Origin of the sequence: Aquirufa echingensis, from assembly GCF_042714525.1 — a bacterium.
Taxonomy (GTDB): Bacteria; Bacteroidota; Bacteroidia; order Cytophagales; family Spirosomataceae; genus Aquirufa; species Aquirufa echingensis.
The window spans coordinates 116,272-129,820 of record NZ_JBBKYA010000006.1 but is presented as its reverse complement, the minus strand read 5'-3'; the positions used below and the strand labels follow the sequence as shown (position 1 = coordinate 129,820).

Genomic DNA, 13,549 nt, shown 5'->3' with positions numbered 1-13,549 from the left:
GATGCGTATGACAAATCCTTTTCACGAGTTATTATCCCAACAAGGCATCATGCCGATGGAGGCGATGAGTTGGACCAAACAAAATGCCAAAAGCATTCAAATCGCACTACCCAAAGAAACGTCAACCTATGAAAATCGGATTGGATTAACGCCACAAGCCGTTCAATTGCTTATTGCCAATGGGCATGAAGTGATTCTTGAGCGAGGAGCGGGTGAACGTGCCGGTTTTTCAGATGCCGACTACCTATTAGCCGGTGCGAGTGTGACGGAAGATTTACAACAAGTTTGGCAGGGAGGATTAATCTTGAAAATCAATGCACCTACTTTGGAAGAAGTGGGGCGCATGATGCCGGGACAATCTTTTGTTTCTTGTGCATCAAAAAATCAATTATCAGGGGAATTACTCGATGAAATCAATCGGAAACAATTGATCGCTATCGGGCTAGAATATGCAGAAGATAATGCAGGAGGCTATCCTTTTGTTAAAATCATGGCTGAAATTGCGGGCCAGCTTGTGCTTCCGATTGCGAGTGGAATTCTGAGCAATCACAAAGGACCTGGCTTGTTGATGGGCAATGTCACGGGAGTTCCTCCTTGCAAACTGGTTTTATTAGGATCGGGACATGTGGTGGAGCAAGTAGCACGAGCAGCGTGGCATGCCGGAATACAAATGCAAGTATTCGACAAAGACATTTACAAATTACAACGCTTAAAACACACCTTGGGATTCCCACTTGTTACCCAAGTGATTGATTCAGAAAATTTACCCCACGCTTTACAAGATGCAACGGTTATTGTAGGGGCTTTGCGATCGGATTCGGGAGTAACACCTTGTGTGGTGACGGAAGAAATGGTGAGCAAATTAAAACCAGGAACACTCATTATCGATGTTTGCATTGATCAAGGAGGCTGTTTCGAGACATCCGAAATCACAAATTTAGGCAAACCTGTATTTAAAAAATTTGGCGTGAGCCATTATTGTGTACCCAATATTCCATCCCTGGTTTCTCATACAGCCAGCATTGCCATCAGTAATTTATTGACCTCTTTTGTATTGAAAGCAGGAAAAACGGGTGGTGTGGAAGAAATGCTATGGCAAGGTAAATCCTTCATGAAAGGAACTTTCTGCTATAAGGGTCACGTTACCTTAGCAAGCATCGCAAAACTGTATAAAAAACCCTTAAAGGACATCCAACTCTTATTATTAGCTCGATGATTGAAGATTACACCGCCCTATCCAATGCCCCTAATTCTCCAGAATTGAATGGAAAATATTTAGGACTCATTTCCAGTGATTTTGTCTTAGTAGCTGATACGCTCAAAGAGGCAGCCTACCAAATTAAAAAACGCGGATTTTCTGAATTCCCTGTTTTTGTTTGTTCACAGCGACCTATTGAAATTGGCCAAATGCTAATCGGCGTAGGTGAATTGAACGGCAACAAATGGAATTACCATGCTTCTATGATGGAAGAATTTGTGCAACGCAAATTAATCGCAGAAGAAAACGTAGAATTGTTTGTGCAAAATTTCAAGGATGTCGAAGAGTATGCCTGTTTATTTGTGGTGGATGGGCAATTCACCAACTTCGTCTTTATTCCTTTTCCGGACGAGGTTTAGTTATGAAATTGTGGAGTTTCAAAGTAAGGAACTTGTAAATCCATCATTTTACATTTCGTTAAAATGCCATTTTTTGTTTGGATAAAGGAGAGTGAATAATTCCCATGATCAACATTTGATTTTGGAACTATCACAGTAAATGAACTTGCATAAATAGGCATTCCCATTACACGCTTCAGTAAATCTTTGGGAGAAAGATTTACTTTCAGAGGCAATAAAACTAGATTTTTTGATGACTGCATTTGAACGCAGCTGAATTCATCAATAGGCATAGGTGCTACGGCTATGTCAATAGCGGTATGATAGGTCAATGATTTCTGAGTAAATGAAGCGCAAACTGCTTGAATCGAATCCTTACCCAAGATCTGCTTCTCAGAATTTCTCAACCCCCAATCACCCTGATAATAGCCTTTTGAAATAAGTATTTGACAGACCCGACTAGCGTTTTCGGCATTGGTAAAATTGGTCGTGAACGGCGGATAAATACCTTTCCAACTTCGATTATTTAGTTCATAGGTTTTAGCAGCATATTTTAATTCATTAAAATGATTGTAGAGCGTTGACACAAATGGCAAAGAATGATATGAAAAATATATCGCCAAAATAAAAAACACGCTTGCAATCGCCTTAGGTTTGCCAAATTCAAGCGCAGATAAAAATACAAATACTAAAACTAAGCTAGAATAGATTTTATACCGACTAAAAAGCATATTCTCTAATCCTCCTCCACGATTTAATGCCACTAAAAATGCGGTTCCTAGTAAAAATATAAACACGAGAAAATACCAATTCATTGCTGCATGTTTCATTTTTAAAACGAAAACACCCTGATATATGAACCAAGTCATGTAACCAAAAATAAGTGTACCAATAACAAAGCAACTCGCAAACGAGAAGCCGATTCCATGAAAAACAGAGGTTAGAAAAAGCGTGAAGTTTTCAAAAAGCGAAACAGGATTCATTAACATATCACCTATATTCGACCGTCCACCGAAGACAACAGGTGGTTTTTGGTAATTCAAAAAATAAATTAAAAGTAGTCCAAATGCAAATAGCAACCACAAGTATAGTTGCCGATTTCCCTCTTTTGAAAACATTATAAATATTAAACCAATTGGCAATAGTAAAACCCCATTCCCAGAGGTAAAAACAGTTAGCACTACGACCAAATAGGTAATTAAGCGGTTCCATTTTAAGGTCCCTTTAGAAAGAAAATAAAGTGCTGCTAAACTAAAAAATGGGGATGAAATATTTTGCAATGCCGTCATGGCGCTCATCATATTTTCCCAATATTGAAAATTCAGTAAAAACAAACTGCATATAGATAGCGCTACAAAAGCATACCGAAACTTTTGGACTACAGAATAAATAAGCACTTGAATCCCTAAAAGCCCCAATAATCCAACCCAAATTAAATGCATAAAATTCAGCTTCCCGAACAAACTAAAATACAGTAAAGAAATCATTCTTGTGTATCCAATTCGGTGTTCAGCGTATTGATCAAACACATGAAACAACCTACTTCCAAAGGCATTATTTCCACTTAGAATAAACGTACCAATCGAATCGAAATCATCATAAAAAGGAATATTTAGACTAAAATCCATGACAAAAAAGACAAATAAGCCATTAGTCATGCATAAAATAAAAAAACCTAAAATATTCGTCAAACGACCCATTACCTTCTATTTAGTCAATAAATTTATGATTATTATTTAGTTGGCTCTTATTCAAAGGATGAAAATCATGCACCATTTGACTTAAATATGCCCGATCTAAATGGGTATAAATTTCCGTGGTCAAAATGGATTCATGCCCAAGCATCTCTTGAACGGCCCGCAAATCTGCCCCACCTTCGATGAGATGTGTGGCAAAGGAATGTCGGAAGGTATGCGGACTAATCGTTTTCTCGATTCCTGCTTTTGCTGCTAAATCCTTGCAGATAATAAAGACCATCACCCGACTGAGCGCCGCCCCTCTCCGATTTAAAAAGACGATATTTTGCGCTTCTTTCTTCACATCCATGTGAGCTCTAACCTCCTCTTGATACAGTTTCAAATAATGAAACGCATCCCGACCAGCAGGAACTAAACGCTCTTTATCTCCTTTTCCGCGCACCTTGATTAAACCCAAATCCGTATAGATATCGCTAATTTTCAAGTTGACTAATTCCGAAACACGCAATCCCGCACCATACAGAAATTCCAACATCGCGCGATTGCGAATGCCTTGCGCATTCGACATATCATTCGATTCCAATATGAGCTCAATTTCATCAAAAGAAAGCGTATCAGGAAGATGTCTCCCCTTCTGAGGGGATTTGATGTGAACACTTGGATCCCGAAAATCAGGATTCTCGAGGCATAAATATTGGAAAAAACTACGAAGTCCAGATAAACAGCGCGCTTGACTGCTCGCCTCAATCCCAAGATCATGTAGTACCTTGAAAAAATCAAGAATGTGATTTTCCTCAAGCTCTATCGGACTCAAATCATGATGTGGAGAATCTGCCATAAAAGTTGCAAATTTCTGCACATCGCGCACGTAACCATCCAAAGAATGTGCAGAGAGGCCCCGCTCAATCTTTAAATAATTACCAAATGCTTGGATTTCCGTCGACCACATGAATGCAATATTGCTAGATTCCTGTAAATTTAGGCTAAATTTGAAATATAGCACAGGCATTGAACCATGGTACATAAAAAGATATTAATCCTGAATGGTCCCAATCTGAATTTACTAGGCACAAGAGAGCCTGAAATTTATGGACATCAGACCTTTGAACAGTTTCTTGAAATTTTGACTGAAAAATTCAAAGACAGTTTAGACATCGCTTATTTTCAATCCAACGAAGAAGGAGCCCTGATTAATAAACTACATGAAGTTGGCTTCAGCTACGATGGCATCATCTTGAACGCAGGAGGCTATACGCACACTTCCATCGCTTTAGGGGATGCGGTTGCTGCAATCAAAACACCTGTTATCGAAGTTCATATTTCGAATGTACATGCACGGGAAGCATTCCGTGGACACAGTTATTTGAGTCCAAATTGCAAAGGAATCATTGTTGGATTCGGCTTACGAGGCTATGAATTAGCATTAAATTCTTTCCAATAGGCTATGCTTTCATTTTACCCCGGTCCTTCTAAGGTTCATCCGGAGGCCTTGGAATTTATCCAGGAAGCCTTTGACCAGGGTATTGTCAGCATTAACCACCGAAGTGCGCGATTTGAAGCACTACTAAAAGACACCTTGGAGGTATTACATGCGAAATGGAATATACCTGCTAACTATACCATCTATTTTGTTTCTTCTGCCACAGAAGCCTGGGAAATTGTCGCTCAATCATTGATTGAAAAGCAATCCCTGCATCTTTACAATGGCGCTTTTGGAAAAAAATGGGCGCATTATACCCAACAAATTTATCCACAGGCACAATCGATTTCCTTCGATGCTCAAGCCAGTTTATCATCTGTCGAACTTCCATCATTAGCCGAAATCGATACAATTTGCCTCGTTCAAAGTGAAACTTCCAATGGCACAGGCCAAACAATTTCGCGCTCCCATTATGGCGAAAGCCTAATTGCCGTTGATGCGACGTCATCCATGGGTGGCATCGAATTGCCTTGGAAAGAAGCCGATGTGTGGTTGGCCTCCGTACAAAAATGCATGGGTATTCCAGCCGGCTTAGGGATCATGATTTGTTCACCCAAAGCTTTAGCTCGTGCAGAGAAATTGGGACGCAAGTCGCATTACAATGACATCTTATTAATGGAAGAAAATCGCAAGCGGTTTCAAACCCATTATACGCCCAATGTATTAAGCATTTACGTACTTAACCGATTAACACATCTACTACCCAATTTAAGTGTAATTGATGCGCAAACGAGAAAAAAGATGAAAATCTGGGAAGAATTCTGGCATACAAATGCCAACTGGGGCCTTCAATGTTTGATCGAGAATCCGGAATTGCGCCTGCCGACAGTCTTAGCTTTACAAGGAGATCCAACACAAATTCAATTAATCCTACAAACATGCTTAGCGGCAGACATTGAATTAGGTAAAGGATACGGCGATTGGCAGTCGAATACGGTGCGGATTGCCAACTTCCCAAGCCATACAGAAAACGATATTCATACACTCATCAAGCTGTTAAAACATGAACTTTAATTTCAAAGAAATCTTATCGTCATCCCTGATTTTATTCTCGGTCATTGATATTTTAGGATCAATTCCCATCATCATTGATTTGCGAAAAAAGAATGGCAATATCCATGCGGAACAAGCAACCATGGTATCAGGCTTAATCATGATTGGTTTTTTCTTTGCTGGGAAACTGATCTTGCGCTTTTTTGGCGTGGATACGAACTCATTTGCCATGGCGGGAGCGCTGATTATCTTTTTAATTGGTTTGGAAATGACGCTCGGGCGCAACATTTTCAAATCGGAAGAAGTGCAAGAAGGATCCGCACATAGCATAGTGCCTTTAGCGTTTCCGATTATCGCTGGAGCAGGTACCATGACAACCTTAATTTCCTTGAAATCACAATTTGAAGAAGAGAATATCATGATCAGTATTTTGATTAACCTCATCTTCATTTACATCGTTTTACGCTCCAGCGTCTGGATTGAAAACAAACTTGGGAATGCTGGAACGCAGGTTTTACGTAAGGTATTTGGGGTAATCTTGATTGCCATCGCGATTAAAATCTTCAAAACGCGTTTAGGATAATGGCCAAAAAACAGAAATACTATGTAATCTGGGAGGGGCACAAAAAGGGAATTTTCGACTCTTGGTCGGAAACTGAAAAGAACATCAAAGGCTTCCCCAATGCTCAATATAAATCTTTCGAATCAAGACAAGAAGCGGAAGCGGCATCAAAGAAAAACTACTGGGCGAGTATCAATACCAAAGCGACTAAAACATTGAAACCTTCGGGAGCTGCAGGAAATTACATCGTTCCTAGTATATCCGTCGACGCGGCATGTGCAGGAAATCCTGGCATCTTAGAATACCAAGGTGTCAACACAGCCACCAAAGAAGTCCTTTTTAAACGCGGACCCTTTCCAGTGGGGACAGTCAATTTAGGTGAATTTCTTGCGATTGTTCACGGACTCTCCTACCTCAAAAAATTGGATTGTCCTTTTCCCCTGTATTCCGATTCAAGAACGGCTATTGCTTGGGTTCGAAACAAAGCAATCAAAACGAATTTGGAACGTAATGCGAAAACGGAGGATTTGTTTGAGTTAGTCGATCGAGCGATTGAATGGTTGAAGACAAATAGCTATACAACCAAAATCTTGAAGTGGGAAACAGAAGATTGGGGTGAAAATCCGGCAGATTATGGCCGAAAATAGATCCATTTTTCAGTTTAAACAATTTGCACTCGCGCACGGAAAGCCAGGCTTGAAAATAACAACAGAAGCCTGTTTATTCGGAGCGTGGTCGGCACAATTTCCCCAACAAAACACACTTGACATCGGAACGGGCTGCGGACTACTCATAGGCATGTTGGCGCAAGCCCACCCCAAAGCACAATTTACCGGCATTGAAATCCAGGATGATGTAGCCAAATTGGTCACAGAAAACATGATTTCATTATCGAAAAGTAATATCCAGATTCAAGCAAAAGGACTTGCAGAATATACAGGCCAACATGATTTCATCATCTGCAACCCCCCATTTTTCATCAATCACTTGAAAAACTCGGATGCATCCAAGAATCAAGCAATGCATAGTGATACGCTTAGTCCGGAGGAATTGGCCGAAGGCATTCAGCGTACATTAAGTCCCGAAGGAAAATTCACCGTGCTCTACCCACCAGTAGGCATGAAGCAATTCGAAGAGGCGGCCAATAAACGGGGACTTTACCTGAATCAAATCTGCGAGGTCAAACATCAAGCAACGCATGAAACATTGCGCTTGATGGCCCAAGGGTCTTTTCATGCTGACAAAATAGAGAAAGAAATTCTTTGCATAAAGAATAACGATGATACCTATTCCGCGGCGTTCATTAACTTATTAAGACCTTACTATCTGATTTTCGACTAATTTATCCATTGAAATTTGTATTTTTGTTTGTTTGACGCCCACCTATGTTGCAGATATCCATTGTAGTACCCTTGTATAACGAAGCTGAATCCCTTCCCGAATTATGTTCATGGATTGATCAGGTCATGCAGAAAAATCAATTCTCCTATGAAATGATTTTTATTAATGACGGAAGTAAGGATAATTCTTGGCAAGTTTTACAAGATTTGGCGAAACAATATCCAACTGTCAAAGGCATTTCTTTTGCGCGTAATTACGGCAAATCAGCTGCATTGCATGAAGGATTCCAAAAAGCCAACGGGCAAGTTGTCATTACCATGGATGCGGATTTACAGGATTCTCCTGATGAAATTCCAGGATTGTATCACATGATTACTGAGGAAGGATTTGACCTCGTTTCGGGCTGGAAACAAAAGCGTTTCGATCCGATATCCAAGACAATCCCAACAAAACTATATAATGCCGCGACGCGCGCTTTGTCGGGCGTTTACCTACACGATTTCAATTGTGGCTTAAAAGCATATAAATTAGAGGTTGTCAAAACCATCAAATTATACGGCGAAATGCACCGCTACATTCCGGTGCAGGCCAAATGGAATGGTTTTACCAAAATTGGCGAAAAGGTAGTTCAGCACCAAGCACGTAAATATGGGGTTACCAAATTCGGTTTGGAACGCTTTCTTTATGGTTTCTTGGATTTATTATCCATCACGTTTGTGCAGACTTTTGGCAAAAGACCTATGCACCTTTTCGGTAGCTTAGGGATTTTGTCTTTCTTTTCTGGCTCCCTGATCACCCTATGGTTAATCGGCGAGAAGCTTTACAACATCGCAAATAACCTAAAGTATAGGAATGTCACCGACAATCCTTTGTTCTTTTTGGCATTAGTTGCCATTATTTTAGGTGTACAATTATTCGTCGCGGGCTTCCTAGGAGAATTACTTATCACGAATTCCGATAAAACAACACAATACCAAATCAAGGAAGAAATTGCCTAATGTTACAAGAAAATGACCTTAGTTGGCTTTCGCGCTCCGAACTACTCATCGGCGCAGAAGGAATCCAAAAATTACAAAACGCACACGTACTGATTGTTGGCCTCGGTGGCGTCGGCTCATTCGCTGCAGAATTCATCGCCCGTTCAGGCGTAGGCACCATGACCATCGTAGATGGTGATGTCGTGGATCCAACCAATCGAAACCGACAATTACCCGCATTGGCCACAAACCATGGCGTATCGAAAGCCCAAATTATGGCGGAACGCCTAATGGCGATTAATCCTGCCTTGAAACTGACGAGCATTGAAAGTTTTTTAAGCCCAGAGGCTGCCAAAGAATTATTGGAACAAACGCGCTTTGATTATGTGATGGACTGTATTGATTCGGTCACACCAAAGATTACCTTGTTAAAAACAGCTTATGATTTAGGCTATCGGATTGCAAGTTCGATGGGTGCCGGAGGAAAATTAGACCCAACTAAGATTCGTACGGCGGATTTGATGGACACGCGGGAATGTTATTTGGCATCCTTGGTGCGCAAACGCATTCGTAAAATGGATGTAGGCAAAGGAATTAAAGCGGTTTTTTCGCTGGAGAAAGTGAAGGATGAGTCGTTGATATTAACGGATGGTTCCAACTTTAAAAAATCCGCCTACGGGACAATTTCCTATTTACCTGCTGCTTTTGGTGGGGCAGTTGCGTCCATCGTGATTCGCGATTTATTGGACGAACCCATTCCCATGGAAAAACGTCTTAAAGCCTATAAGAAATGATCAAAATTGGCGTCATCAATGTGTCGGACCGTGCCAGCGCAGGTATCTACGAAGATATTCCCGGCAAGGCAGTCGTGGAATTATTGCATGAATATTTGACCTCACCTTTCGAGGTGGTATATGCTGTCATCCCCGACGAGCAAGCTTTGTTGGAGGCCAAAATGATTGAAATGAGTGAAGAAGTTTGCTTGTTAGTCACCACGGGTGGCACAGGACCTGCTTTGCGTGATGTAACACCCGAAGCAACAGAAGCGGTATGCCAAAAGATGATGCCCGGATTCGGTGAATTAATGCGATCTGTGAGCTTGCAATATGTTCCTACGGCGATTTTAAGCCGACAAACCGCCGGCATCCGCAATCAAACTTTGATCTTAAATTTACCTGGAAAACCAAAGGCCATTCGCCAATGTTTGGAGGCTGTTTTCCCTGCTATCCCCTATTGCATTGATTTAATCGGTGGACCATTCTTGGAATGCAATGAGGCGAATATGAAAGCGTTTAGGCCGAAGGGGAGTTAAGAGATAAGAGTTAAGAGTTAAGAGTTAAGAACTAAGAGGCAAGAGTCAAGAGGTTCTGTATTAAATCCCATATCTTTTCCGATACAGACGCATCTAATCTCAGACTGAAGTACGGCATATAAAATAAAAAAGACGCGAAGTATCGCGTCTCAACATACTCATCAAAATCTCTTCACTCTTCACTTTTCACTCTTAACTAATTCATCATACAATCGCTTCGCCACCGGCCCTCTCTCCCCCGAACCAATCATTTGCCCATCAATCGCTAAGATAGGCACCACCCGTTTCGTACTTCCTGTCGTAAATACTTCGTCGGCCTGCATAAAATCCTCCAAGTCACATCGCTGCACGAAAACTGGATAATGTGTCCGTGCGATTTCCAACACCTTCATCCGGGTAATCCCTTCCAAAATATGTGCATCTGGCGTGTAAATCACCCCATTTTTAACATAGAACAAATTACTTCGCGTCGATTCCGAAACTCCATGCTGGGAAGTAAAATAAAGCAAATCATCCGCACCAGCCTGCTTCATCTCAGGAATATGCCGGATTCCGAACGCATAATTCAGTGACTTAATATCCGCCATTTCACGAACAAATTCCTTGCTCAATAAACGCATGCCTTTTTCCGGATCGGTAAACTGAAATAGCCCTGGCAAAATCCATAGGTTTGCTGGCTCTGCAGGAACATAGCCATTCATACTTTCACCACCGGTCAACACCATTTTGACACCTAAACAAGCATCCTTTGACATTGCGGCTAATTCATGAATACAAGCAGATAAAGCCTCAGCTGAATAGGGCAAATTCAAACCCATTTTGGCTGCTGATCGTTCAAACCGCGCCAAATGATCCGCTAAAAAAACGGGATTCCCATCTATGATGCGAAAAAAATCAAAGATGCCATAGCCTCGCAAGAAACCAATATCCTTGACGGAAACATGTACTTCATTCGCAGGCTTCCAAGCCCCATTAAACCAAATCGGGTAATCCATTTGCTTGTAATTTTGCTACTAATGTGATAACCTCACGTGCCTCCGCCACATCATGCACGCGTAAAATATTCGCTCCTTGTTGGAGCGCAATCGTATGTAACACCGCAGTCCCATTCAAGGATTCTGCGGCTGTAATGCCCAATGTTTTATAAATCATCGACTTGCGTGAAACTCCAATTAAAATGGGAGCTCCTAAGGTTTTGAAGCTTAACAAATGAGCCAATAAAGTATAATTATGCTCGATGGATTTCGAAAAGCCCAAACCGGGATCAACGATAACATCTTTCGCGCCCAAAGCGCGTAATTGCTGTAATTTTTGAGCCAAATCAGACCAAACATCCGAAACGACATCTTGGTAATTAGGTATTTCGTGAACCTGATCAAAGGTACCCCGACTATGCGACAAAATGTAAGGAACTTGGTTTTGGGCGACCCATTCAAAGATTCCTGCATCCATTTGGCCCGCACCAATGTCATTGAATATATCAGCCCCCGCAGCTATCGCTGCCTGAGCCACCGATAAACGATAAGTATCAATTGAAATCACAAGCGAGGGAAAATGCTGACGCAACAATGTGATCACAGGGACAACGCGTTCAATTTCTTCTTCTACAGAAACGGGGGCAGCTCCGGGACGTGTAGAATGCCCACCAATATCGATAATTTCGGCTCCCAACGCGACCATACCCGCAACTCGTTCCAAGCAAACAGAAACATCCAAGGCCCGACTACCCGCATAAAAAGAATCAGGTGTTGTATTCAAAATTCCCATGATAAGTGGCTTATCGAGGCTTAAGATTCGACCCTGTACGCGAATTGTTTGAATTGATGGAAAAAGAGCGTTCAAATCAACGAAATTTAGGATAATTTAAATATTTTTGTAGGCTATAATTAAAATACTGAACCGTATGATCAAGGACTCCGCGCCTTCACAAACTGAAATCGAATATCGCCAAGTAATTTCATACTGCAAAGCCTTGTTTGATAAAAAAAACAAAGATTACGGTACCTCTTGGAGAATTTTACGATTGCCTAGTTTGACTGACCAAATCTTCATTAAAGCCCAACGCATCCGCAGTATTCAAGACAAAGGAGCGCAACGCATCGAAGATGGTATCGAAGGTGAATTCATCGGAATCATTAATTATTGCATCATCGCTTTGATTCAAAAATCACTTGAATCATCCGATCAAATGGAGTTTACTCCCGAAGAATTAAGTGCTTTTTACGACCAACAAGTTGAAACGACACTTGAATTATTGCGCAACAAAAACCACGATTACGGTGAAGCTTGGCGTGATATGCGCATCAGCAGCATGACGGATCTCATCCTCATGAAAATTTTCCGCACCAAACAAATCGAAAATAACCAAGGAGTAACATTGGTTTCGGAGGGTGTGGAGGCCAACTACCAAGATATGCTCAATTATGCTGTCTTCTGTTTGATTAAATTCAAAGAAGAAAAGCAAATGCAAATGGCTCAACAGCAATAAATCGGATGAAGCAATATCGCAACATAGCCACGTTTGTATTGGTCGGGATATTTTTATTCTCTGGACTTATCAAACTCAACGATCCTATCGGTACACAATTGAAACTCGAAGAATACTTCGAAGTTTTCTCCGTGGATTTTCCTTGGATGGCTGGTTTCTGGAAATTACTCATCCCGCAAGCCCTACTATTTTCCATCGGATTAAGTAGCGCTGAAATTGTTTTAGCTATCGCATTGGCATTTAACTACAAAACGAAAAGGACACTTTACTTCTTCGTAGGCATCCTCATTTTCTTTAGCTTTCTAACGTTTTATTCAGCCTATTTCAATAAAGTTACCGATTGTGGCTGCTTCGGGGAGGCAATTAAATTGACACCTTGGACATCTTTTGGAAAAGACATTTTCTTACTTGTTTTGACCTTGAGCTTATTCTTGACAGACAAAATCAAGCAAAGTAGACCAACAGGAAAATGGGTAATTGCATCCGCACTAATTAGTGTTGGACTGGGAATCTATTGCTATTTCTACCTCCCAATTCAAGATGGATTGCCCTATGCCGTAGGCCAACATATTCCTTCGAATATGAAGAATCGTGAGGATTTAAAATTCAGTTATGTCTACAAAATCAATGGCAAAGAGGTCGAATTAACAGAGATGCCTACAGATCCGAAGGCTGAGTTCATTTCCATGCAGGCAATCAACGAAAAAGAAGCACGGCCTTTAATCACCGACTACCGTTTATGGATTGACGGCGATACGACGGATTATACGCAAAAAATATTCCAGGGGGATCATTTGTTGGTCATCGTACCCAATGTTAACCACACTCGTTTAGCCGCATTTGAAAGCATCAGTCAATTAGCGAAAACAATTAAGGTTCCCATGTGGTTAGTCAGTGCATCTTCCGATGAGGATGTGAATGCTTTGCGTCATGAATACCAATTAGCATTTCCGGCCTTATCGGCGGACACCAAAGTATTAAAAACCATCATCCGCTCAAGTCCTGGACTTTGGCTTATTAGCCAAGGAACCGTCAAAGGAAAATGGTCGGCCTATCGCCTCCCAGACGCGGATGAAATTCAACAACGTTTAAAACAATAAGTG

Annotated in this window: 16 protein-coding genes; 12 read left to right on the top strand and 4 right to left on the bottom strand. The window is 41.2% G+C overall.

What is annotated here, in order from left to right:
• Position 1: 1 nt before the first annotated feature.
• The gene (locus SKC38_RS11950; RefSeq protein WP_377977374.1) at positions 2–1,216 is read left to right on the top strand and encodes an alanine dehydrogenase; all 1,215 of its coding nucleotides are present in this window, start codon (positions 2–4) and stop codon (positions 1,214–1,216) included.
• On the top strand, positions 1,213–1,617 hold the full coding sequence (locus tag SKC38_RS11945; RefSeq protein ID WP_377977373.1) for a hypothetical protein: 405 nt from the start codon (positions 1,213–1,215) through the stop codon (positions 1,615–1,617). The genes SKC38_RS11950 and SKC38_RS11945 overlap by 4 nt, the downstream gene beginning before the upstream one ends.
• On the opposite strand, the gene SKC38_RS11940 is transcribed toward SKC38_RS11945, so the two are convergent.
• Together SKC38_RS11940 and xerD are read right to left on the bottom strand one after the other, a co-directional pair.
• Positions 1,614–3,287, bottom strand: coding sequence for a hypothetical protein (locus SKC38_RS11940; RefSeq protein WP_377977372.1), 1,674 nt, complete (start codon positions 3,285–3,287; stop codon positions 1,614–1,616). The genes SKC38_RS11945 and SKC38_RS11940 overlap by 4 nt on opposite strands.
• Positions 3,288–3,306: 19 nt before the next feature.
• Entirely contained in the window at positions 3,307–4,242 is a 936-nt protein-coding gene (gene xerD / locus SKC38_RS11935) for a site-specific tyrosine recombinase XerD (RefSeq protein ID WP_377977407.1), read from the bottom strand.
• A 66-nt stretch (positions 4,243–4,308) separates the two neighbouring features.
• Here xerD and aroQ point away from each other — a divergent pair, with 66 nt between their 5' ends.
• From aroQ to mog, 8 genes are read left to right on the top strand one after another with little or no spacing between them, the layout of a single operon-like run.
• Positions 4,309–4,734 (top strand): type II 3-dehydroquinate dehydratase, encoded by a 426-nt coding sequence (gene aroQ, locus SKC38_RS11930; protein WP_377977371.1) that lies wholly within the window; start codon positions 4,309–4,311, stop codon positions 4,732–4,734.
• Between the two features lie 3 nt (positions 4,735–4,737).
• Positions 4,738–5,787 carry an aminotransferase class V-fold PLP-dependent enzyme gene (locus SKC38_RS11925; protein WP_377977370.1) on the top strand — a complete coding sequence of 350 codons (1,050 nt, stop codon included), beginning with the start codon at positions 4,738–4,740 and terminating at the stop codon, positions 5,785–5,787.
• The gene (locus tag SKC38_RS11920; RefSeq protein ID WP_377977369.1) at positions 5,777–6,349 is read left to right on the top strand and encodes a MarC family protein; all 573 of its coding nucleotides are present in this window, start codon (positions 5,777–5,779) and stop codon (positions 6,347–6,349) included. Before SKC38_RS11925 ends, SKC38_RS11920 begins: the two co-directional genes overlap by 11 nt.
• Positions 6,349–6,975, top strand: a complete 627-nt coding sequence (locus tag SKC38_RS11915; protein WP_377977368.1) for a ribonuclease H1 domain-containing protein — start codon at positions 6,349–6,351, stop codon at positions 6,973–6,975. Before SKC38_RS11920 ends, SKC38_RS11915 begins: the two co-directional genes overlap by 1 nt.
• A complete protein-coding gene (locus SKC38_RS11910; protein ID WP_377977367.1) occupies positions 6,962–7,669 on the top strand; it encodes a tRNA1(Val) (adenine(37)-N6)-methyltransferase in 708 nt (235 codons plus the stop codon). Before SKC38_RS11915 ends, SKC38_RS11910 begins: the two co-directional genes overlap by 14 nt.
• A gap of 44 nt (positions 7,670–7,713) precedes the next feature.
• On the top strand, positions 7,714–8,667 hold the full coding sequence (locus SKC38_RS11905) for a glycosyltransferase family 2 protein (protein ID WP_377977366.1): 954 nt from the start codon (positions 7,714–7,716) through the stop codon (positions 8,665–8,667).
• Positions 8,667–9,440 (top strand): tRNA threonylcarbamoyladenosine dehydratase, encoded by a 774-nt coding sequence (locus SKC38_RS11900; RefSeq protein WP_377977365.1) that lies wholly within the window; start codon positions 8,667–8,669, stop codon positions 9,438–9,440. The genes SKC38_RS11905 and SKC38_RS11900 overlap by 1 nt, the downstream gene beginning before the upstream one ends.
• Positions 9,437–9,958 (top strand): molybdopterin adenylyltransferase, encoded by a 522-nt coding sequence (mog, locus tag SKC38_RS11895; RefSeq protein ID WP_377977364.1) that lies wholly within the window; start codon positions 9,437–9,439, stop codon positions 9,956–9,958. Before SKC38_RS11900 ends, mog begins: the two co-directional genes overlap by 4 nt.
• Positions 9,959–10,137: 179 nt before the next feature.
• On the opposite strand, the gene SKC38_RS11890 is transcribed toward mog, so the two are convergent.
• Together SKC38_RS11890 and folP are read right to left on the bottom strand one after the other, a co-directional pair.
• Positions 10,138–10,953: an aminotransferase class IV gene (locus tag SKC38_RS11890; RefSeq protein ID WP_377977363.1), complete on the bottom strand. Its 816-nt coding sequence runs from the start codon at positions 10,951–10,953 to the stop codon at positions 10,138–10,140.
• Entirely contained in the window at positions 10,931–11,725 is a 795-nt protein-coding gene (gene folP / locus SKC38_RS11885) for a dihydropteroate synthase (RefSeq protein ID WP_377977362.1), read from the bottom strand. Before folP ends, SKC38_RS11890 begins: the two co-directional genes overlap by 23 nt.
• Positions 11,726–11,861: 136 nt before the next feature.
• Between folP and SKC38_RS11880 the strand changes: the two genes are divergently transcribed.
• Together SKC38_RS11880 and SKC38_RS11875 are read left to right on the top strand one after the other, a co-directional pair.
• Positions 11,862–12,446: a DUF1599 domain-containing protein gene (locus tag SKC38_RS11880; protein ID WP_377977361.1), complete on the top strand. Its 585-nt coding sequence runs from the start codon at positions 11,862–11,864 to the stop codon at positions 12,444–12,446.
• Between the two features lie 5 nt (positions 12,447–12,451).
• On the top strand, positions 12,452–13,546 hold the full coding sequence (locus SKC38_RS11875; protein WP_377977360.1) for a BT_3928 family protein: 1,095 nt from the start codon (positions 12,452–12,454) through the stop codon (positions 13,544–13,546).
• Positions 13,547–13,549: the final 3 nt, after the last annotated feature.

What these genes read in the sequence shown, in the direction of transcription:
- SKC38_RS11950 (WP_377977374.1), top strand. Translation starts at nt 2, where the DNA reads ATGCGTATGACAAATCCTTTTCACGAGTTATTATCCCAACAAGGCATC.
- SKC38_RS11945 (WP_377977373.1), top strand. Translation starts at nt 1,213, where the DNA reads ATGATTGAAGATTACACCGCCCTATCCAATGCCCCTAATTCTCCAGAA.
- xerD (WP_377977407.1), bottom strand. Translation starts at nt 4,242, where the DNA reads ATGTGGTCGACGGAAATCCAAGCATTTGGTAATTATTTAAAGATTGAG.
- aroQ (WP_377977371.1), top strand. Translation starts at nt 4,309, where the DNA reads ATGGTACATAAAAAGATATTAATCCTGAATGGTCCCAATCTGAATTTA.
- SKC38_RS11925 (WP_377977370.1), top strand. Translation starts at nt 4,738, where the DNA reads ATGCTTTCATTTTACCCCGGTCCTTCTAAGGTTCATCCGGAGGCCTTG.
- SKC38_RS11920 (WP_377977369.1), top strand. Translation starts at nt 5,777, where the DNA reads ATGAACTTTAATTTCAAAGAAATCTTATCGTCATCCCTGATTTTATTC.
- SKC38_RS11915 (WP_377977368.1), top strand. Translation starts at nt 6,349, where the DNA reads ATGGCCAAAAAACAGAAATACTATGTAATCTGGGAGGGGCACAAAAAG.
- SKC38_RS11910 (WP_377977367.1), top strand. Translation starts at nt 6,962, where the DNA reads ATGGCCGAAAATAGATCCATTTTTCAGTTTAAACAATTTGCACTCGCG.
- SKC38_RS11905 (WP_377977366.1), top strand. Translation starts at nt 7,714, where the DNA reads ATGTTGCAGATATCCATTGTAGTACCCTTGTATAACGAAGCTGAATCC.
- SKC38_RS11900 (WP_377977365.1), top strand. Translation starts at nt 8,667, where the DNA reads ATGTTACAAGAAAATGACCTTAGTTGGCTTTCGCGCTCCGAACTACTC.
- mog (WP_377977364.1), top strand. Translation starts at nt 9,437, where the DNA reads ATGATCAAAATTGGCGTCATCAATGTGTCGGACCGTGCCAGCGCAGGT.
- SKC38_RS11890 (WP_377977363.1), bottom strand. Translation starts at nt 10,953, where the DNA reads ATGGATTACCCGATTTGGTTTAATGGGGCTTGGAAGCCTGCGAATGAA.
- folP (WP_377977362.1), bottom strand. Translation starts at nt 11,725, where the DNA reads ATGGGAATTTTGAATACAACACCTGATTCTTTTTATGCGGGTAGTCGG.
- SKC38_RS11880 (WP_377977361.1), top strand. Translation starts at nt 11,862, where the DNA reads ATGATCAAGGACTCCGCGCCTTCACAAACTGAAATCGAATATCGCCAA.
- SKC38_RS11875 (WP_377977360.1), top strand. Translation starts at nt 12,452, where the DNA reads ATGAAGCAATATCGCAACATAGCCACGTTTGTATTGGTCGGGATATTT.